Origin of the sequence: Streptomyces natalensis ATCC 27448 (genome assembly GCF_000935125.1) — a bacterium.
Taxonomy (GTDB): domain Bacteria; phylum Actinomycetota; class Actinomycetes; order Streptomycetales; family Streptomycetaceae; genus Streptomyces; species Streptomyces natalensis.
Map to the genome: position 1 here is coordinate 80,649 of NZ_JRKI01000045.1, position 20,301 is coordinate 100,949.

15 protein-coding genes and 3 pseudogenes are annotated in these 20,301 nt (G+C 70.5%); 10 read left to right on the forward strand and 8 right to left on the reverse strand.

What is annotated here, in order from left to right; genetic code table 11:
- The first annotated feature begins 3 nt into the window (after positions 1-3).
- The 7 genes from cysC (at position 4) to SNA_RS29090 (ending at position 6,777) form a co-directional block, all read left to right on the forward strand.
- Positions 4-537: an adenylyl-sulfate kinase gene (gene cysC / locus SNA_RS29055; RefSeq protein ID WP_030068987.1), complete on the forward strand. Its 534-nt coding sequence runs from the start codon at positions 4-6 to the stop codon at positions 535-537.
- On the forward strand, positions 534-1,472 hold the full coding sequence (gene cysD, locus SNA_RS29060) for a sulfate adenylyltransferase subunit CysD (RefSeq protein ID WP_044367538.1): 939 nt from the start codon (positions 534-536) through the stop codon (positions 1,470-1,472). Before cysC ends, cysD begins: the two co-directional genes overlap by 4 nt.
- 2 nt (positions 1,473-1,474) lie before the next feature.
- Positions 1,475-2,830, forward strand: coding sequence for a sulfate adenylyltransferase subunit 1 (locus SNA_RS29065; protein WP_030068985.1), 1,356 nt, complete (start codon positions 1,475-1,477; stop codon positions 2,828-2,830).
- A gap of 214 nt (positions 2,831-3,044) precedes the next feature.
- Positions 3,045-4,151, forward strand: coding sequence for an aliphatic sulfonate ABC transporter substrate-binding protein (locus tag SNA_RS29075; RefSeq protein WP_030068983.1), 1,107 nt, complete (start codon positions 3,045-3,047; stop codon positions 4,149-4,151).
- A 46-nt stretch (positions 4,152-4,197) separates the two neighbouring features.
- A complete protein-coding gene (locus SNA_RS29080) occupies positions 4,198-5,025 on the forward strand; it encodes an ABC transporter ATP-binding protein (protein ID WP_030068981.1) in 828 nt (275 codons plus the stop codon).
- Complete coding sequence (locus SNA_RS29085; protein WP_030068980.1) at positions 5,012-5,989, forward strand: ABC transporter permease; 978 nt, start codon at positions 5,012-5,014, stop codon at positions 5,987-5,989. The genes SNA_RS29080 and SNA_RS29085 overlap by 14 nt, the downstream gene beginning before the upstream one ends.
- A gap of 14 nt (positions 5,990-6,003) precedes the next feature.
- Positions 6,004-6,777, forward strand: coding sequence for a sirohydrochlorin chelatase (locus SNA_RS29090; protein WP_030068978.1), 774 nt, complete (start codon positions 6,004-6,006; stop codon positions 6,775-6,777).
- Between the two features lie 51 nt (positions 6,778-6,828).
- Here the strand turns inward: SNA_RS29090 and SNA_RS29095 are convergent, their stop codons facing one another.
- The 5 genes and pseudogenes from SNA_RS29095 to SNA_RS29110 all read right to left on the reverse strand — a co-directional run bounded on the left by SNA_RS29095 (position 6,829) and on the right by SNA_RS29110 (position 12,344).
- Positions 6,829-7,929 (reverse strand): glycosyltransferase family 2 protein, encoded by a 1,101-nt coding sequence (locus SNA_RS29095; protein WP_030068976.1) that lies wholly within the window; start codon positions 7,927-7,929, stop codon positions 6,829-6,831.
- A gap of 376 nt (positions 7,930-8,305) precedes the next feature.
- A complete protein-coding gene (locus tag SNA_RS29100; protein ID WP_030068974.1) occupies positions 8,306-9,511 on the reverse strand; it encodes a S8 family peptidase in 1,206 nt (401 codons plus the stop codon).
- A gap of 304 nt (positions 9,512-9,815) precedes the next feature.
- Positions 9,816-10,162: pseudogene (locus SNA_RS45455) on the reverse strand (sugar ABC transporter substrate-binding protein); the annotation flags it as partial.
- Positions 10,163-10,283: 121 nt separating this feature from the next.
- A pseudogene (locus SNA_RS29105) lies at positions 10,284-10,917 on the reverse strand (carbohydrate ABC transporter permease); the annotation flags it as partial.
- A gap of 218 nt (positions 10,918-11,135) precedes the next feature.
- A complete protein-coding gene (locus SNA_RS29110; protein WP_037792317.1) occupies positions 11,136-12,344 on the reverse strand; it encodes an RNA-guided endonuclease InsQ/TnpB family protein in 1,209 nt (402 codons plus the stop codon).
- 152 nt (positions 12,345-12,496) lie between these two features.
- Between SNA_RS29110 and SNA_RS29115 the strand changes: the two genes are divergently transcribed.
- Positions 12,497-13,387: an aminoglycoside phosphotransferase family protein gene (locus SNA_RS29115; protein WP_030068971.1), complete on the forward strand. Its 891-nt coding sequence runs from the start codon at positions 12,497-12,499 to the stop codon at positions 13,385-13,387.
- 21 nt (positions 13,388-13,408) lie between these two features.
- Here the strand turns inward: SNA_RS29115 and SNA_RS29120 are convergent, their stop codons facing one another.
- Positions 13,409-14,125, reverse strand: coding sequence for an exonuclease domain-containing protein (locus tag SNA_RS29120; protein ID WP_030068969.1), 717 nt, complete (start codon positions 14,123-14,125; stop codon positions 13,409-13,411).
- A gap of 127 nt (positions 14,126-14,252) precedes the next feature.
- Here SNA_RS29120 and SNA_RS29125 point away from each other — a divergent pair, with 127 nt between their 5' ends.
- A complete protein-coding gene (locus SNA_RS29125) occupies positions 14,253-14,987 on the forward strand; it encodes an SDR family NAD(P)-dependent oxidoreductase (RefSeq protein ID WP_044367542.1) in 735 nt (244 codons plus the stop codon).
- 92 nt (positions 14,988-15,079) lie between these two features.
- Here SNA_RS29125 and SNA_RS29130 read toward each other — a convergent pair whose 3' ends face one another.
- Positions 15,080-16,321, reverse strand: a complete 1,242-nt coding sequence (locus SNA_RS29130) for an SAV2148 family HEPN domain-containing protein (protein ID WP_044367544.1) — start codon at positions 16,319-16,321, stop codon at positions 15,080-15,082.
- A 422-nt stretch (positions 16,322-16,743) separates the two neighbouring features.
- Here SNA_RS29130 and glgX point away from each other — a divergent pair, with 422 nt between their 5' ends.
- Positions 16,744-18,903 carry a glycogen debranching protein GlgX gene (gene glgX, locus SNA_RS29140; protein WP_030068965.1) on the forward strand — a complete coding sequence of 720 codons (2,160 nt, stop codon included), beginning with the start codon at positions 16,744-16,746 and terminating at the stop codon, positions 18,901-18,903.
- Here the strand turns inward: glgX and SNA_RS29145 are convergent.
- Positions 18,839-20,163, reverse strand: a pseudogene (locus tag SNA_RS29145) (MFS transporter). The gene glgX and the pseudogene SNA_RS29145 overlap by 65 nt on opposite strands.
- Between the last annotated feature and the right edge of the window lie 138 nt (positions 20,164-20,301).

Genomic DNA, 20,301 nt, shown 5'->3' on the forward strand with positions numbered 1-20,301 from the left:
CCGATGACGGGCGCCACGGTGTGGCTGACCGGACTGCCGAGCGCGGGCAAGACCACCATCGCCCATGCGCTGGCGGAACGGCTGCGCGGCGAGGGCCGCCGGGTCGAGGTCCTCGACGGCGACGAGATCCGCGAGTTCCTCTCCGCGGGACTGGGCTTCACGCGCACCGACCGGTACACCAACGTCCAGCGGATCGGCTTCGTGGCCGAGCTGCTGGCGAGCAACGGGGTCACCGCCCTGGTGCCGGTGATCGCGCCGTACGCGGACTCCCGGGAGGCGGTGCGGGTGCGGCATCAGGCCGAGGGCACCGCCTACCTGGAGGTGCATGTGGCCACGCCGGTCGAGGTGTGCTCCGAGCGCGACGTCAAGGGGCTGTACGCCAAGCAGGCCGCGGGCGAGATATCCGGTCTGACCGGCGTGGACGACCCGTACGAGGCTCCCGAATCGCCCGATCTGCGCATCGAGTCGCACACCCAGACCGTGCAGGAGTCCGCAGCCGCGCTCCACGGGCTGCTCGTCGAAAGGGGACTGGTGTGACCACCGCGACCGTTGCCACCGAGGCAGGTGGCGACAACCCGTACGCCCTCTCGCACCTGGACGCCCTGGAGTCCGAGGCGGTGCACATCTTCCGCGAGGTGGCGGGCGAGTTCGAGCGGCCGGTGATCCTGTTCTCCGGCGGCAAGGACTCCATCGTCATGCTGCATCTGGCGCTCAAGGCGTTCGCGCCCGCGCCGGTGCCGTTCTCGCTGCTGCATGTCGACACCGGGCACAACTTCCCCGAGGTGCTCGACTACCGCGACCGTACGGTCGAGCGGCACGGCCTGCGGCTGCACGTCGCCTCCGTGCAGGACTTCATCGACCGCGGTGAACTGCGCGAGCGCCCCGACGGCACGCGTAACCCGCTCCAGACCGTCCCGCTGCTGGACGCCATCGAGAAGAACCGTTTCGATGCGGTCTTCGGCGGCGGCCGCCGGGACGAGGAGAAGGCGCGCGCCAAGGAGCGGGTGTTCTCGCTGCGCGACGAGTTCGGCGGCTGGGACCCGCGCCGGCAGCGACCCGAGCTGTGGCAGCTCTACAACGGCCGCCACTCGCCCGGTGAGCACGTCCGGGTCTTCCCGCTCTCCAACTGGACCGAGCTGGACGTGTGGCAGTACATCGCCCGCGAGAAGATCGAACTGCCCGCCATCTACTACGCCCATGAGCGCGAGGTCTTCGCCCGCAGCGGCATGTGGCTGGCACCCGGGGAGTGGGGCGGCCCCAAGGACAGCGAAACGCTGGAAACCCGGCTGGTGCGCTACCGCACGGTCGGCGACATGTCCTGCACCGGCGCGGTCGACTCCGACGCCGGCACCATCGAGGCCGTCATCGCGGAGATCGCCGCCTCGCGCCTCACCGAGCGGGGCGCGACGAGGGCCGACGACAAGATGTCCGAGGCCGCCATGGAGGACCGCAAGCGCGAGGGGTACTTCTAACCATGAGCACCACCCATGCTGTTGAGGGCGTCGTGGACGCCGGTGCGACCTCGCTGCTGCGTTTCGCCACCGCCGGTTCGGTAGACGACGGCAAGTCGACGCTGGTCGGCCGGCTGCTGCACGACTCCAAGTCCGTGCTCGCCGACCAGCTCGAGGCCGTGGAGCGGGCTTCGCTCGGCCGCGGGCAGGAAGCGCCGGACCTGGCGCTGCTGACGGACGGGCTGCGGGCCGAGCGCGAGCAGGGCATCACCATCGATGTCGCCTACCGCTACTTCGCCACGCCCCGGCGCCGGTTCATCCTCGCCGACACCCCCGGCCACGTGCAATACACCCGCAACATGGTCACCGGCGCCTCCACCGCCGAACTGGCCGTCGTGCTGGTCGACGCCCGCAACGGCGTCGTCGAGCAGACCCGCCGGCACGCCGCGGTGGCCGCCCTGCTGCGCGTCCCGCACGTCGTCCTCGCGGTCAACAAGATGGACCTCGTCGGCTACGAGGAGTCCGTCTTCGCCGCCATCGCCGAGGAGTTCACCTCCTACGCGGCCTCGCTGGGCGTCCAGGAGATCACCGCGATCCCGATCTCGGCGCTGGCCGGCGACAACGTCGTGACCGCATCGGCCACCATGGACTGGTACGGCGGCCCGACCGTGCTGGAGCACCTGGAGACCGTCCCGGTCGTCGCCGATCCCTCCGACGACCCGGGCCGCTTCCCGGTCCAGTACGTCATCCGGCCGCAGACCGCCGAACACCCCGACTACCGCGGCTACGCCGGCCAGATCGCCTCCGGCGTGCTGCGCGTCGGCGACCCGGTGACCGTGCTGCCCTCGGGCCGCACCAGCACCATCGAGGCGATCGATGCGCTGGGCCAGACCGTGGACGTCGCCTGGGCGCCGCAGTCGGTGACCCTCCGGCTGGCCGACGACCTCGACATCTCGCGCGGCGATCTGATCGCCCCGACCGCCTCGGCGCCGTCGGCCTCGCAGGACATCGAGGCCACGGTCTGCCATGTCGCGGACCGTCCGCTGACCGTCGGCCACCGGGTGCTGCTCAAGCACACCACCCGCACCGTCAAGGCCATCGTCAAGGACATCCCCTCGCGGCTGACCCTCGACGACCTCTCCCAGCACCCCGCACCGGGCGAGCTGGCCGCCAATGACATCGGCCGGATCGTCGTACGCACCGCCGAGCCGCTCGCGCTGGACGCCTACGCCGACTCCCGGCGCACCGGCTCCTTCCTGCTGATCGACCCGGCGGACGGTACGACGCTGACCGCGGGCATGACGGGCACCGCCTTCGCGGAGGCGGCCTCGGATGCCGCCCCGGCCCCCGAGGCGGACGACGACGGATGGGACTTCTGAGCATGCACCAGGACGTGTTCTCCACCTTCGCGAAAGAAGGCGGCCGCATCGGCAGCGGCGCCCTCGGCAGTGGCCAGGGAGGAGTCGGGCGATGTGTGCGCTGACGATGCCCGACTCCGTACCCCCCACGCCCCCTTTCCGAAGATCCATCGCTTTGCCGGGCGCGCCTTAGACGGGCGCTGATGGGCCCGGCCCTCCGAGAGGAACTCCTCCCGTGTCTGCCGTTCGACACCGCCTGCTGGCGGCCGCCGCCACCGTCCCCCTCCTCATAGGCGCGCTGGGCGCCTGCAGCTACGGCTCCGAGGCCAAGAAGCCCACCGCCGCCAAGGTCGCCCCCAAGGGCCCCAAGACCGACGGTCTTGCCAACGTCCGGATCGGACTCTTCGGCAACACCACCCACGCCACCCCGCTGATCGGACTGCACCAGGGCTTCTTCCAGAAGGAGCTGGGCGGCACGGCGGTGAAGACGTCCACCTTCAACGCGGGCCCCGCCGAGATCGAGGCCCTCAACTCGGGCGCCATCGACATCGGCTGGATCGGCCCCTCCCCGGCCATCAACGGCTACGCCAAATCGCACGGCAAGAGCCTGAAGATCATCTCCGGGTCGGCGTCCGGTGGTGTCTCGCTGGTGGTCAACCCCAAGAAGATCAAGGGTCTGGGCGACCTCAAGGGCAAGACGATCGCCACTCCGCAGCTGGGCAACACCCAGGACGTGGCGCTGCTGAACTTCCTCGCCGGCAAGGGCTACAAGGTCGACGCCACCAGCGGCAAGGGCGATGTCACCGTCCAGCGCACCGACAACAAGGTGACGCCGACCGCGTTCCAGCAGGGCTCCATCGACGGCGCCTGGGTGCCCGAGCCGACAGCCTCCAAGCTCGTCGCCGCGGGCGGCAAGACGATCCTGGACGAGAAGAAGCTGTGGAAGGACGGCAAGTTCGTCATCACGAACGTGATCGTCTCCCAGAAGTTCCTCAAGGAGCACCCCAAGGCCGTCGAGGCGGTACTGCGCGGTTCGGTGAAGACCAACGCCTGGATCCGGTCGCACCCGGACGAGGCCAGGCAGGCACTCAACGACCAGCTCGCCGACCCGGAATTCGCCGGCAAGGCGCTGCCGGGCAATGTCATCGACCCGGCGTTCAAGAACGTCGACATCACCGATGACCCGCTGGCCGCCACCCTCCAGGAAGAGGCGGACCACGCCGTCAAGGCGGGCCTGCTCAAGCAGCCCGACCTCAAGGGCATCTACGACCTCACCCTGCTGAACAAGGTGCTCAAGTCCGAGGGCAAGGCGCCGGTCGACGACGCCGGTCTCGGCAGCTGACAGCCCTCGCACCCGTAGCACCGCAGTCCCCCAGGAGGTGACACCGATGACGACCACCACTCTCGCCAAGCAGCCCGCCCCGACGGCCCCGGCCGGCACCGTTTCGTACGCCGCTCGCATCGACCATGTCTCGAAGTCGTTCGGCCGCCCCGGCGCGCAGCAGCATGTGCTGGACGACATCAGCATCGATGTCGCACCGGGCGAATTCGTCTGCCTCCTGGGGGCCTCGGGCTGCGGAAAGTCCACCCTGCTCAATCTCGTGGCGGGCCTGGATGCACCGTCGTCCGGCGGCATCGAGACGCCGGGCGGGCGGCCGGCCCTGATGTTCCAGGAGCATGCGCTCTTCCCGTGGCTGACCGGGGGCCGCAACATCGAACTGGCGCTGCGGCTGCGCGGGGTGCCGCGCGCCGAGCGCCGCGCCGAGGCCGAGCGGCTGCTCGAACTCGTCCGGCTGGGCGGTGCATACGGCAAGCGGGTGCACGAGCTGTCGGGCGGGATGCGCCAGCGGGTCGCCATGGCCCGGGCGCTCGCACAGGACAGCCAACTGCTGCTGATGGACGAGCCGTTCGCCGCGCTCGACGCCATCACCCGCGATGTGCTGCACGACGAGCTGACCCGCATCTGGAGCGCCGCGAACGACAGCGCCTCCGGCACGGGCGGTCTCTCGGTCCTCTTCGTCACCCACAACGTCCGCGAGGCCGTACGGCTCGCCCAGCGGGTGGTGCTGCTCTCCTCCCGTCCCGGCCGGATCGCCCGCGAGTGGCAGGTGGACATCCCGCAGCCGCGCCGTATCGAGGACGCCGCGGTCGCCGACCTTTCCGTCGAGATCACCGAACAGCTCCGTGGGGAGATCCGCCGCCATGGCCAGCACTGAGACCAAGGCCCAGTCCGCCGCCGCGCAAACCACCGCCCAGGACGGTGCGACTGCCGAGGGTCCGGCCGCCGGCGCGGCCACCAGGGCCACCGCCGCGGGCGACACCACCCATGACCTCGCCGGTCTGGAGGCCGGGCTCGACGCCCTGGAATCCACCGTCGTCGCCCGTCAGCCGTGGCTGCGTACGATCGCTTCAAAGACCTTCCCTCCCCTCATCGCCATCGCGCTCGTGCTGGGGCTGTGGCAGCTCGCCTACCACCTCCAGCTCAAGCCGCACTATCTGCTGCCCAGCCCCTTCGACGTCGCCCGCTCCGTGCAGGAGAAGTGGCTCCAGGGCACGCTGCTGGGCTATGTGTGGACCAGCATCTCCCGCGGCGCCCTCGGCTTCCTGGCCTCGGTGGCCATCGGTACGGTCCTCGGCCTGGTCGTCGCCCGCGTCAAGGTCGTGCGCGCCGCGCTCGGCCCGATCCTGAGCGGTCTCCAGTCCCTCCCCTCGGTGGCCTGGGTCCCGGCGGCGATCATCTGGTTCGGGCTGAGCGACGCCACCATCTATGCGGTGGTGCTGCTCGGTGCCGTCCCCTCCATCGCCAACGGCCTGGTGGCGGGCGTCGACCAGATCTCCCCCCTCTATCTGCGAGCCGGCCGCACCATCGGCGCCACCGGCCTGGCGGGCGTACGGCATGTCCTCCTCCCCGCCGCGCTCCCCGGCTACATCGCCGGCCTCAAGCAGGGCTGGGCCTTCTCCTGGCGCTCCCTGATGGCCGCCGAACTCATCGTCAACGCCCCCGACCTGGGCACCGGCCTCGGCCAGATGCTGGAGCAGGGCCGGGAGACCGGGGACATGTCCTGGGTGCTGTCCGCGATCCTGTTGATCCTCATCGTCGGTATCGGTATCGAGCTGCTGATCTTCGCGCCGATCGAGCGCCGGGTCCTGCGCAGCCGCGGCCTCCTCGTCAAGAGCTGAACCACGAGCCGACCATGACCACGCGCCCCACTCTCCTCGTCATCGCCCACGGCAGCCGCGATCCGCGGCACGCGGCGACCGTCTCCGCGCTCTGTGCGCGGGTGCGGTCGCTGCGCCCGGGGCTGCGCGTCGAGGCCGGTCATCTCGACTTCAACGCGCCCAGCGTGCCCCAGGTGCTGGAGCGCCTCGCGGCCGAGGGCGAACGGGATGTGGTGGCGCTTCCTCTCCTCCTCACTCGCGCCTTTCACGCGAAGTCCGATATCCCTGCGGTCCTGCGGGAGGCCACACTGCGGCTGCCCCTGCTGACCGTCCATCAGGCCGAGGTACTCGGCCCGTCCTCCCTCCTGACCGCCGCGCTGGAGCGCCGGCTGGAGGAGGCCGGGCTGCGGCCCGGCGACCGCCGCTCGACCGGGGTCGTGCTGGCCTCGGCGGGCTCCAGTGACCCGGAGGCGATCGCAGTGATCGCTGAAATCGCGCGGGAGTGGCGGCGCACCGCTGGTTGGTGTGCCGTGCGACCTGCGTTCGCCTCCGCATCTCTTCCCCGCACGGCCGACGCCGTACGGGAGCTGCGGGCCGCAGGCGCCGCCCGGGTGGCCGTGGCTCCGTACGTCATCGCGCCCGGCTTTCTGCCGGACCGCATCGCCGCCGGGGCTCGCGAGGCCGGCGCGGACATCCTCGCCCCGGTGCTCGGCGCCGCACCCGAGCTTGCCCGGCTGCTGCTGCGCCGCTACGACCAGGCGGACGAGGCCCGCCGCGTGGGGCCGGAGCTGACGGCGCTGAGCGCCTGACCGCTGCCGAGTGGCGGGCCTGCGCCGGGAAGCGCCGGTGCATCCGCCGGTTCACGGGACTGCCGCGGCCGACGCACCCGCCGGCACCGCCGGGCGGCAATCGGCCCGGCCCTTTTCGTAGACGGTCAGGCCGCGCGCCAGATGGAGCGGTACCAGCAGCAGCTCCACGACGAGGGCCTTCCAGGCGTAGACGAGGTTGACGGCCTTGGTCGCGTAGACGCAGGGGAGGTTCACCAGCACGCCGGAGAGCGGGAGTTTGCGGCGGTGGGCGGCGTAGATCAGTGGTGGCGCCGTCAGCACCAGCTCGGCCCCGGCCCACCAGGCGAAGGTCAGCGCCGGGGACCGACCCGTCGTCGCGGCGGCCACGAAGGGAGTGGCCCACCACAGGGGCGCGGTGAGAATCTCCAGCAGGGCGAGCAGCACCCAGACCGCCAGCAGGGGTTTGTGCAGGATCAACCGCCCCAGGTGCAGCCGGACGTTCTGACAGAAGCCGGCCATCCAGCGCCAGACCTGTTTGCGCAGATAGGTGAGGTCCTCGGGGTCGGCGGCGAGGGCGACGGCATCGGAGACATAGACCGCGCGCCGACCCGCGATCTGCTGGGACCACGTGTAGTCCATGTCCTCGACGATGGTCCGCTCGGGAAAACCGCCGAAGGCCACCAGATCGTCCCGTCGGAAGACGGAGCAGCAACCCGAGCACACCATGGGGCTGTTGGCGCGGGCCTGGATGGGCCGTTGCCAGTGGAAGCCGAAGAGGTATTCGGTGGAGCGGCCGCGCTCCCAGATCGTTCGGGTATGGCGCGTGCGGACCGTGCCGGCCGCGACCGAGACGGTGGGGTCGTCGAAGACCGGGACGACCCTTTCGATGTAGTCCGGTGCGAGGACGGTGTCCGCGTCGACGGCCAGGACGAGGTCGGTGGTGCAGTGCGGAAGGGCGTGGTTCTGCGCCTTGGCCTTGCTGCCGAGATTGCGGGGCGGCCGAAGGACCGTGACGCCGTGTGAGGCGGCGACCTCGCCCGTGCGGTCGGTGGAGGCGTCGTCCACGACCAGGATCCGGTCAGGTGGGACGGTTTGCCGTGCCAGCGATTCCAGTGTGGCGGGCAGTCCCTCCTCCTCGTTGTGAGCGGGGACGATGACGGTGATGGTGTGCATGATGAGCTCCCCCTGTCCTGCGGATGGCGGCGGCGGTGACGACGGTCAGGCCGATCACGCCGTAGACGATGGTGCTGATGCCGATGAACGGCAGTCCTCCGTGCATGTCACCGACCGTAGCGGGGTGGGGTGTTGAGCGTTTTCCGGAGGCAACCTCCTGTGGATAACTCCGCGCGCAGCACGCGCACAACACGCACCCGCACAACGCACCCACAAACCGCGGACACCACACGCGCACACCACACGCGGGCACCACCCATGGACACAAAAAAGCCGCCGGCCGTCGCGCTCCGTGGGGGAGAGCACGACGGCCGGCGGGTGGCGCCGATCTGTCGGGTGAAGCCGGGCTGCCGGCGTTACCGAATCGCCGGGATGGTTACTTGATGACCTTCAGCAGCTTGTTGGGCGTGCCGGCGCCGGGGTTGCTGATCTTGTCCGGGGTGGCGCCGTCCGTCAGGGCCTTCTCGACGTCCGCGGGCTTGGCGTCCTTGTGGTCGGCCAGGTAGACCGCGGCGGCACCGACGACGTGCGGGGTCGCCATGGACGTACCGGAGATGGTCTTGGTGGCGTCGTCGCTGCCGTTCCAGTCCGAGGTGATGTCGGTGCCGGGGGCGTAGAGGTCGACCACGCTGCCGTAGTTGGAGAAGTCGGACTGCTCGTCCTTGTTGGTGCTGGAGGCCACGGTGATGGCTTCCTTCACGCGTGCCGGGGAGCCCTGGCCCGCGTCGGTGGACTCGTTGCCCGCCGCGACACCGAAGGTGACACCGGAGTCGATGGCCTTCTTCACGGCCGCGTCGAGCGCCTCGTCCGCGCCGCCGCCGAGCGACATGTTGGCGACCGAGGGGCCCTTGTGGTTCTTGGTGACCCAGTCGATGCCCGCGACGACCTGCTCGGTGGTGCCGGAGCCGTCGCCCTTGAGGACCTTGACGCCGACGAGCTTGACCTTCTTGGCGACACCGTGCGCGGCGCCTCCGATGGTGCCGGAGACGTGCGTGCCGTGGCCGTTGTCGTCCTCGGCCTTGTTGCTGCCGTCGATGGCGTTGAAGCCGTAGGACGCGCGGCCCTCGAAGTCCTTGTGGCTGATGTGGATGCCGGTGTCGATGACGTAGGCGGTGACACCCTCACCCGCGCTGTCGGGGTAGTTGTACTTCTTGTCGCCCTGGGTGTCCGTCTGGTCGATGCGGTCCAGACCCCACGACGGCGGGTTGTCCTGGGTGCCGTCGACGTGGAACGTGTGGTTCTGGACGACCTTGTCGACGGCCGGGTCGGCGGCGAGGCGCTTGGCGTCCTCCTCGCTCATACCGCTGGTCGAGAAGCCGTCTACGGAGGAGAAGTTCCGCTTGAGCTTGCCGCCGTACTTGGAGGCGAGGTCGCCGCTCTGGGCGGTGCGGACCGAATTCTTCAGCATGACGATGTAGCTGCCGTTCACGGCACCCTTGGCCTGGGCGCCGTAGATCTTGCCCTCGGCGGGAGCGGTCGAAGCGCCGGCGGTGACGGCGGTGACGGCGGCGATGCCAGTGGCGGCAACTGCGGCGGTTATCGCCGTGATGAGCCGCTTTTTGCTGGAACGCTTGTGATCCATTGCGAGGGTTCTCCTCGTTCGTGATGTGGGGGGAAAGCGTTGCGCAAGGGCCCGACGAGACCGGAAGATCTGCGACGGGCTGGTTCGAAACCCTGTCGGATTGACGGGGTCAATTCAAGCGCCGTCCGGTCGTGTGACATAAGCAACAACCCTACAAAAGCCCAATAGTTCACAGAGCAGGGCAAAGAAGTCACATAGTTGACGCGGAGCGACTCAACTCCCTTTACGTTCATGCAATCGCGGTGTAATAGAGGGCGGCTAGCAGCGCTCGGCTCCTCGCGCCCTGCATCCCCCTGAGAGCGCCTCACCTCTGATAGCGGGCGAGCACCAAGTTCCCGTCCTCGACTGGTGGTTGACGCAGCCCGTCCATTTGCCGATCGCGCCGCTGAAGTACTCCTGGAGGCCGGGGGGCAATCTTGTTCTTCCACTCGGGATAGCCGCATACGGACTGGGCGGGCGCGGCACGCAGGGTGCCCGCGAGGGCCGTACCGGTGGCTCAGCCGTGCCAGGCTGAGGGGAGCGACGGGTGGCCGAACGCCTGCCAGCCGGTCGGCAACAGCCAGTCGGACCATGTTCGTGCGGGCGGAGGAGGAACCCAATGAAGGCCATCGCCTCCTCCTAGTACGGGCAGGCCGCGGCGCCCGACAGGGTCTAGCGAGGAAGTCCAGATAGCCGAGGAGAGCGGCATACTGGCCGGAGCGGGCGGCGGTGGCTGTACGGCGGCGCGTGCGGCCCACCAGCGGCGCTGGGCTCGCGGGGCCTGCTCGGCTCATCATCTTTCGTCGTCCCCCTTCAGCCGACCCGCCAGATAGGCGGCCGCAGGGCCGAGATCACCGCGACCACCGCCAGGCCCATGGCGGTGGCGTATCCGAACTGCCCGCAGTGGAATGTCTCTTCGTAGGCGAAGACCATAGGCAGCCGGGTGCGGCCACCGGGACCACCGTCGGTCGGCACGAACACCAGGGCGAAGGAATCGACGTTCCAGATGAAGTTGAGGGCGGTGAGGGCGAGGGCGACGGACTGCGGGACAGGCCAGGCGACCGTACGGAAGCAACGCCAAGTGCCCGCGCCGTCCAGGGCCGCCGCCTCGTGCAACTCCTGGGAGACGCCTTGCAGCCCGGCCAGCAGCGAGACGGTGGTCTGCCGACGACGATGACCGCGGGCAGGGCCGTGGCCGGCCCGCTCAACCGGTCGCGGCCGTCGCCGCAACCGGTCAGGCCCAGGCTGCGCAGCGTCTCGTGCAGCACACCGGCGTCCGGGTGGTAGACCAGCCGCCACATGATGCCGACCACGACCTCCGGCATCGCCCACGGGATGATCGCCAGCGCACGGGCCGCCCAGCGCAGCTGCAGGTTCCCGTTCAGCAGCAGGGCCAGGCCCAAGACCAGGAAGAACTGATGGACCGTGGCCCGTCGGGCGGAGCCCCCGGTCCGGCGGGTGGTATCTGTGGGCCGTCGGCCACCGTCATCGTCGTGACGGGGGTGTGCGCCGTCAAGCATCAGGTCGGATTCCGTGGGGGCGACCCTTCCCCCTCCTCCGCGGACGTCTCCGGGCGGGCGCGGGCGACCTGCGACACTGAGGGCGTTCCCGCACCGCAGGAGGCACCACGTTGACGCTCTCCCGACTAAAGGCGGGAGATTCCACGGGTCGCCCCGTGGGTTTCCTGCTTCGTCGCTGACTGCCCGCCCGGAGTTCTCCGTTGAGGTCTTACACCAGCTCCACAGGCTGTCACTGCCCGTCCGGCAGCCAGCAGGTTTTTCGCTGCGTTCACGTCCCGGTCGTGGGTCGTGCCGCAGTCGCACGTCCAGGTACGGACGTGCAGCGGCATCGCCTCGGCGAGGGTGCCGCAAGTGGAGCACAGTTTGGAGGAGGGGAAGAAGCGGTCAACCGCGATCACTTCCCGCCCGTACCACTGGGATTTGTACTCCAGCATGCTCCGGAACTCCGACCACGCCGCGTCCGAGATTGCGCGGGCCAGGCTCCGGTTCTTGACCATGTTGCGCACGGTCAGATCCTCGATCACGAGCGTTTGGTTCTCACGCACGAGTCGGGTAGTGAGTTTGTGCAGCACATCACGCCGCCGGTCGGCAATGCGGGCATGGACCTTGGCAACCTTCTGCCGGGCTTTCGCCCGGTTCGCCGAGCCCTTGGCCTTCTTCGCCAGGCGGCGTTGGGCCAGGACGAGCCGGGCCCGGTCGCGGCGCTCATGCCTGGGATTGGCGATCTTCTCCCCGGTGGACAGAGTCAGAAGGTGGTCCAGGCCCACGTCAATACCGACGGCCGTATCGGTCGCAGCCAGCGGCTTGACGGTGGGGTCGTCACACAGCATCGAGACGAACCAGCGCCCGGCCGCGTCCTGCGAGACGGTCACCGTCGACGGCTTTGCCCCCTCCGGGAGCGGCCGGGACCACACGATGTCCAGCGGTTCGGACATCTTGGCCAGCGTCATCTTCCCGTCACGGAAGCGGAAACCGCTGGTGGTGTACTCGGCGGACTTCCGCGACTTCTTCCGCGACTTGAAGCGCGGGTACTTCGCCCGCTTGCCGAAGAAGTGCGTAAACGCCACCTGGAGGTGACGCAGGGTCTGCTGAAGCGGGACGGAGGAGACCTCGTTCAGGTAGGCCAGTTCCTCGGTCTTCTTCCACGCCGTCAGCATCGCGGAGGTCTGGTTGTAGTTGACCCGCTCCTGTCGCGCCCACGCTTCTGTACGGGCGGCGAGCGCCATGTTGTAGACCTTCCGGACACAGCCGAACGTGCGCGACAGCTCGGCTGCCTGCGCATCGGTCGGATAGAAGCGGTACTTGAACGCCCGCTTCACGCATGTCCTGGGCATGCTCACAAACTAGTGAGAGCACAGGTAAAGATCAAATCTGCGGATCAGAGCACGGTCTTTCGCCCTGGCGGCGAAACCCCGCTCCTTGCCCTGCTCCGCAGAAGTCCGTTTCCTCTCCGTCTTGAAGGGCGGAGTATCCATGGAGGAACTCGATGACCGAGACGACCACCGCCGCCTTCACCGAGGCGCGCGCCCGGGGCGTCCTGGCCGCGGCCGGGCGGCCCGAGGCGGCGGCGGATGCCCGGCTGCTTTCGCTCGGTGAGAACGCCGTCTTCGCGCTCGGCGAGCGGGGGCCGGTCGTCCGGGTGGGCCGCAGCGCCGAGCTGCTGGAGCGCGCCGAGCGGGAACTGGACGTCGCCCGCTGGCTGGAGGCCGTCGGCGTACCGGCTGTACGGGCCGCCGAACCGCAGGCCACCGTGGTCGACGGGCATCCCGTGACGTACTGGCGACGGCTCCCGGAGGCCGTCCGCCCCGCCGGTCCGGGCGATCTCGCCGCACTGTTGAAGGTGGTCCATGCGCTGCCGGAACCGCCGTTCGCCCTCCCGCGGCGCGAACTCCTCGGTGGTGTCGAGCGCTGGCTGCGGCTGGCGGGCGAGGCCGTCTCGGCGCAGGACGCGGAGTATCTGCGCGGGCGCCGTGATGCGTTCGCGGCGGCCGCGTCGGCGCTGGAACCGCATGTGGGCCGCGGCCCCATTCACGGCGATGCGCTGCCGCGTAACGTGCATGTGGGGCCCGACGGGCCGGTGCTGGTCGACCTGGAAACCTTCTCCTGCGATCTGCGCGAACACGATCTGGTGGTGATGGCGCTGAGCCGGGACCGCTACGGGCTGGCGGCGGATGCCTATGACACCTTTGTGGCGGTGTACGGCTGGGACGTGCGGGACTGGGCGGGTTGCGCCGTACTGCGCGGGGCCCGGGAGACGGCGAGCTGCGCTTGGGTCTCCCAGCACGCGCCCGGCAACCCCGCGGCCCGTGAGGAATTCCGCCGCCGGATCGCCTCGCTGCGTGAGAAGGACGCGACGGTGCGGTGGTATCCGTTCTGACGCCGGTGGTCGGGCCGGTGCTCAGGGGGCCTGGTACGGGATGAGCGGCCAGGCCCCCTGGACTATCGCCGCCGGATCGCCGGAGCGCCGCAAGTACGCCTGGAAGGAGGCGGCTTGGTCGGCGGCGGCCTCCTGCTGGAGGGCGTGCAGGGCGCGTGGCGAGGGAATCGCGACGGCCGGGTACTTCTCCCCGATGCGCCGGGCGACACCGGCCGCGGCCGCCGCATCGGCGCCCGCTTCGTGGGCACCGTCCAGCCGCACGTCGTAATGGCCGCACAGTGCCTGAAGCGCGCGCTTGCCCTTGCGGTAGCGGTCCACGTGCTTGTCCAGGACCAGGGGGTCGATGACCGGTGCGGGCGCATGGCCCAGGCGCTCGGTCAGCGTCCGTACGCCGTGGCGGCGGCACTCGCGGTCGAGCAGCGAGAGGTCGTAGCGGGCATTCATCACCACCAGTGGGATCTCCGCGCGCAGGGCTTCGGCCAGCGCCTCGGTGATCTCTTCTGTTGCGGCGGCCGGCGGGCTGCCGTGCGCACGGGCGTAATCGGTTGAAATGCCGTGAATGGCCGCCGCTTCCTCGGGAATCGGGATCCCCGGATCGATCAGCCAGGACTGCTTGCGGGCCACCCGGCCGTCCCCCTCCAGGCGGATCAGCGCGGCGGTGACGATACGGTCCCGCTCGACGTCGGTCCCGGTGGTCTCCAGGTCGAAACTGACCAGCAGCTCCTGATGCCAACTCATGGCCGGCCCCTCCTTCGGTCGTACATCCCCCGTTTCCGCTTCACTCTCGCATGCGCCACTGACAATCCCCCGGCCGCCCGTCGCGGCACGGCAGCCACGGCCCGTCGTCCGCCCCTACCCTGACCGCATGGACCTACGGCTGGCAGGACGCGGAGCGCTGGTGACGGGCGCCAGTTCGGGGATCGGGGCGGCGGTTGCGGGGACGCTGGCGGACGAGGGCTGCGCGGTCCTCGTCCACGGCCGGGACGCGGCCGCCGCCGCGGCGGTGGCCGAGCAGGTCGCGGCCCGGGGGGTGCGCACCGAGGTGGTGCTCGGCGATCTGACGGAGCCGGGTGTCGCCGAGGAGGTCGCGGTCACCGCTCGCGACTTCGGGGCCCGGATCCTGGTCAACAGCGCCGGCCCGTTCACCGGGGGCGACTGGGACGGCGCCGGTCCGGCCGACTGGCACACCGCCTTCGAGGGCAATGTGCTGCCGACCGTGCGGGTCGCCCAGACCCTGCTGCCGTCGCTGCGGCAGGCGGGCTGGGGCCGGGTGATCACCATCGGCGGCCGGGCCCATGGGGCGTCGCCGCCCGGCGCGGCCGGCCGCTCCGCGGCCAGGGCTGCGATGGTGAACATGACCACGAGCCTGGCGCACCATCTCGCGGGGACCGGGGTCACCGCGAACTGTGTGAGCCCCGGGGTCATCGTGACGGACAAGGAGCGCATCGACGGTTCGGCGGGAGAGCAGCCGGGCCGGCCGGGCCGGCCGGGCCGCCCCGAGGACGTCGCGGCCGCGGTCGCCTATCTGGCCAGCCCGCGCGCCGACTACGTCAACGGGATCGAACTGCGGGTGGACGGCGGGCACCCCGAGAGCCCGTAGGCGAGGCCCCCGCACGCCCCACGAGGCCCCTAGGGCCTGTTGTCCGATGGGTCCTGGCCGGGCCCGACCCATCCGACAGGCCCCAGCACCCCTCACGACACCGGCCGCGAATCCGCCCACACGCTCTCGAACTCCTCCCGGTAGACCTCGAAGAGCCCGTGCTCCCCGTCACGCCCCTCCGTGCGCACGATGTCGCGGCCGCCCCCGCGCAGCACCAGTACCGGTGACTCCATCCCGCGGCTCTTGCGCAGATAGCTCTGCACCACCGCCAGACCGTCCGCCCCGTCGCCGTCGACCAGATAGGCGGTGAAGCGAGGGGTCTCGTCGAAGACCTGGATCTCGAAGGCGCCCGGGTCGCGCAGCCGGGCCCGTACCCGCCGCATATGGAGGATGTTCATCTCGATGGAGCGGCTCATCTCGCCCTTCTTCAGGCCGATTTCGCGCTCGCGACGGCGGACCGCGCTGCTGGCGGGGTTGAGGAAGAGCAGGCGGATACGGCAGCCGGATTCGGCGAGGCGGACCAGGCGGCGGCCGGAGTAGTTCTGCACGAGGAGGTTCAGCCCTATGCCGACCGCATCCAGCCGCCGGGCGCTGCCGAAGAGATCCTCGGCGGGGAGCTGGCGCTGGAGCCGCACCCGGTCGGGGTGGACGCCGACGACATCGGCGTAGCGGTCGCCGACGAGGTCCTCGACCGCGTCGATGGGCAGCCGGCCGGAGATCCGGGTGCCGGTGCCGGAGCCCAGTATGTCGAGCAGCCGGGCCGAGGCCCGTTCCGCCTGGGCGAGGACGGTGCGCGACAGCGCGCGGTTGCGGGAGACGATGTTGCGGGCGACCTCCAGCTCGTCGAGGGCCAGCTCGACCTCGCGGCGGTCGTCGAAGTAGGGCTCGAAACAGGGCCAGTGCTGGACCATCAGCTCGCGCAGCTGGGGCAGGGTCAGAAAGCTGAGGATGTTGTCGTCTGCGGGGTCGAGGAGATACCCCTTGCGGCGGCTGACCTCGCGGACCGCGACCGCGCGCTGCACCCATTCCTGCCCGGCGGGCCCGGCCGCCGCGATCACCCATTCGTCGCCGTGCACCGGCTCGTAGACGGGGCGCAGCACGGCCGCCACCACGGCCCGCAGCCGCTGCTCGACCAGATTCAGCCAGATGTAGGCGCGGCCGGCCCGGCGGGCGCGGGTGCGCACCTCGCTCCATGCCTCGGCGCCCCAGTCGAGTTCCGCCCCGATCTCCATCGGCCGTGCCAGGGACACCGCGCCGGGCGGTGCGTCGACGGAGCCGCCCTCATGACCCTCGCGACTCTCGTCACCAGGGGGCAACTCCAGCCCGCCGCTCACCTGCCACCGCCTTCCGAACCCCCGTGCCAACGATCAAGGCAGACTACTGCGGCGCGGGGGGCGGTGCAGCAGGATGGTCCGAGTCCGCGGCCAACTCCCCTGGAACGCGGGGTGCGTTGCCGCCCGGGTGCGGCCGGGGAGTGAGCGGATTCATAGCCGTGACGTCGGAGGGAGCCGGGTGCGGCGGGCCCCGTCCCACGCGATGGGGTGTTCCGGCGGGCGGGCCGTTGACCGTACGCCCCCGGCGGGGCCTGAGACGTCCTCGTACGACCATCCGACATCGCGACCCATTGCCCACATTCCAGCGAAGATGCCGTGAAATTCCGCCCGGCGGGACCTGGCTGGGGAAGGATTTCGCTTCGGTCCGCGGACGTGTGTCGTGGAGTCGCCGCAGCCCGACGAGAAGGTGGAAGAGTCTACGCATGCAGGTCTGGCCGGGACAGATGTATCCGCTGGGTGCCACCTATGACGGGGCGGGCACCAACTTCGCGGTGTTCTCCGAAGCCGCGAGACGCATCGAGCTGTGTCTGCTGCACGACGACGGGTCGGAGACCGCCGTCGAGCTGCGCGAAAGCGATGCCTTCGTGCGGCACGCCTACCTTCCCGGGGTGATGCCGGGACAGCGCTACGGCTTTAGGGCGCACGGCCCCTACGAGCCGGGGCGCGGACACCGCTGCAATTCCGCGAAGCTGCTGATGGACCCGTACGCGCGGGCGGTGAGCGGGCGGATCGACTGGAGCGAGGCGGTCTACGGCTACCACTTCGGAAGTCCGGAGGCGCGCAATGACATGGATTCGGCGCCGCACAGCATGGCTTCGGTGGTGGTCAATCCGTACTTCGACTGGGGCGACGACCGTCCGCCGCGGACCGCGTATCACGAGACGGTGCTCTACGAGGCCCATGTCAAGGGCCTGACGATGCTGCACCCGGAGCTGCCGGAGGAGCTGCGCGGCAGCTATGCGGCGCTGGCGCATCCGGCGATCATCGACCATCTGACGAAGCTGGGGGTCACCGCCCTGGAGCTGATGCCGGTGCATCAGTTCGTCCACGATCACCGTCTGGTGGACGCGGGACTGACGAACTACTGGGGCTACAACACCATCGGGTTCTTCGCACCGCACAATGCGTATGCCTCCTGGGGCGACCGCGGGCAGCAGGTGCTGGAGTTCAAGACGGCGGTGCGGGCGCTGCACCGGGCGGGGATCGAGGTGATCCTCGATGTGGTCTACAACCACACGGCCGAGGGCAACCACCTGGGTCCGACGCTGTCGTTCCGGGGGCTGGACAACGCCTCGTACTACCGGCTGACGGACGACAAGCGGTATTACATGGACACCACCGGCACCGGCAACTCCCTGCTGATGCGCTCTCCGCAGGTGCTGCAACTGGTGATGGACTCGCTGCGCTACTGGGTGCAGGAGATGCATGTCGACGGGTTCCGGTTCGATCTTGCAGCGACGCTGGCCCGGCAGTTCCACGAGGTGGACCGGCTGTCGTCGTTCTTCGATCTGGTGCATCAGGACCCGGTGGTCAGCCGGGTGAAGCTGATCGCCGAGCCGTGGGACCTGGGCGAGGGCGGCTATCAGGTGGGCAACTTCCCGCCGCTGTGGACGGAGTGGAACGGCAAGTACCGCGACACTGTGCGGGATCTGTGGCGGGGCGAGCCGCGCACGCTGGCGGAGTTCGCCTCGCGCCTGACGGGGTCGTCGGACCTCTATCAGGGTGACGGGCGGCGGCCGCTGGCCTCGGTGAACTTCGTGACCTGCCATGACGGCTTCACGCTGCACGATCTGGTCGCGTACAACGACAAGCACAACGAGGACAACGGCGAGGACAACCGGGACGGCGAGCGCTTCAACCGGTCGTGGAACTGCGGGGAGGAGGGGCCGACCGACGATCCCTCGGTGCGCCGGCTGCGGGCCCGGCAGATGCGCAATTTCCTGGCGACGCTGATGCTGTCGCAGGGGGTGCCGATGCTCAGTCACGGGGACGAGTTCGGCCGCAGCCAGGGCGGCAACAACAACGCGTACTGCCAGGACAACGAGCTGGCGTGGGTGCACTGGCCGGAGGGCGGCGGCGCCGGGGAGGGCGCCACCGCGGACCCGGAGGAGGAGCCGGACGAGGAGCGGGAACTGCTCGTCTTCGTACGGCAGATGGTGTGGCTGCGGCGCACTCATCCCGTCTTCCGGCGGCGGCGGTTCTTCCAGGGGCAGCCGGTGGAGGGGACGCACGACGATCTGTCCGATATCGCATGGTTCACGGCCGAGGGTGGGGAGATGGGGACGCGCGACTGGCAGTCGGTTCATGCCAAGGCGCTGACGGTGTTCTTGAACGGCAGCTCCATCTCGGAGCCGGGGCCGCGCGGGGAGCCGGTCTCGGACGACTCCTTCCTGCTGATGTTCAACGCGCATGAGCAGGACAAGGAGTTCACGGTGCCGGCGCACCACGGGCGGCAGTGGCAGGTGGTGGTGGACACCGACCGGCCGCGGGCGGTGGCGGACGGGCAGGGCGCGAAGGTCAAGGCCGGTGATCTGCTGACGCTGACGGGGCGGAGTCTGCTGGTGCTGCAACGGCCCGCGTGACGGGGCGGGCCGCAGCGGTCGGCCGGGTGGCGGCCGCGACGGCGAGGATCAGGGCGGCGGCCCCGACGGCCACGGCGAAGGCCGCCTGCGGCCCGTAGGCGTCGGCCAGCCGCCCGGAGAGCGCCAGCGCCAGGGCCTGGCCGCCGACCACCGCGCTGGTCAAGAACGCCATCGACTCGGCCAGCCGGGAGGCGGGCACCGCCCGTTCGGTCAGCCCGAAGACGGTGATCAGATGCGGCGCGAAGGCCACGCCGAGGACCACGACGACCAGATACAGCGCCCCCAGCGTCCGGACGCACAGCAGGGGCGCCGACAGCGCGACCAGTGCGACGCCCGCCGCCCGCCACCGGGCCGGCAGTCCGATGCGGGCGGGCACCAGGGCCAGCGAGAGACCCGCGGCGGCGCTCATCACGCCCATCGCGGCGTAGACGAGTCCGGCCTGTGCGGGCCGCCCGAGGTGGGCGGTGAGCGCGGTGATCCCGGCCTGGCAGGCGCCGAACATGGCGCCCTGGAGCGCCATCGAGGCCCGCATGGCCCACACCCCGCCCGGCAGCCGGGTGCGCGCACGGCGGACCCCGGCGGGGGCCTTGGCGGGGGCCTTGGCGGGGGCCTTGGCGGGCCGGAGCGCGGTCGCCGTCCGGTGCAGGGCGAACGCCGAGCCGCAGCCGGCGAGCAGGACGGCGGCCAGCGCGAGGGCGACGGCCGGACGGGCGAGCGTGGCGGCCAGCCCGACCAGCGCCGGACCCAGCACGAACGAGACCTCGTCCAGGGTGCCTTCGAAGGACAGCGCGGCGCCCACCAGCCGGTCGTCGGCGCCCGCACGACGGGCCAGCGCCACCATGCGGGTACGGGCGAGCGGCCCGATCTGCGGCACGCTCGCCCCGGCCAGCAGGCCGTCCCCCAAGCTCTCGACTTCGCTCGAGCAGGGAGGTGCCCCCACCCGCCAGCGGCGGCGTCGCGATCCGCGCCAGGGAGGCCGCCACCAGGGCGGCGACCGCGAGCGCGTTGAGCCAGCAGGCGGCCAGCACGACCGGACGCTGGCCGTGCCGGTCGGCGAGCCGGCCCATCAGCGGCCCGGCCGCGGTCTGCCCCGCCGCCCACCAGACCGGCGGTGGTGAGCGAACCGCTGGTCTCGGCCACCAGCAGCAGGCTGCCGAGCTGGCACATGGCGGTCGGCAGCCGGCCGAGGAAGGAGACGAGTGGCAGCAGCGGCCCGCCCAGGGCGATCACCCGGCGATAGGTGGCGTATGCAGCGGTCATCGGCCGACGCTATCCGGGGCGCGCCGCGCGCCCCACCCACCGGACGTACGAAGGGCCCTGGCGCACCGCCCCACCGGCTCGGAGGAAACGACAGCGCACCGGGAGCCGGGCGGATGACACACAAGGGCCTCCACGGGG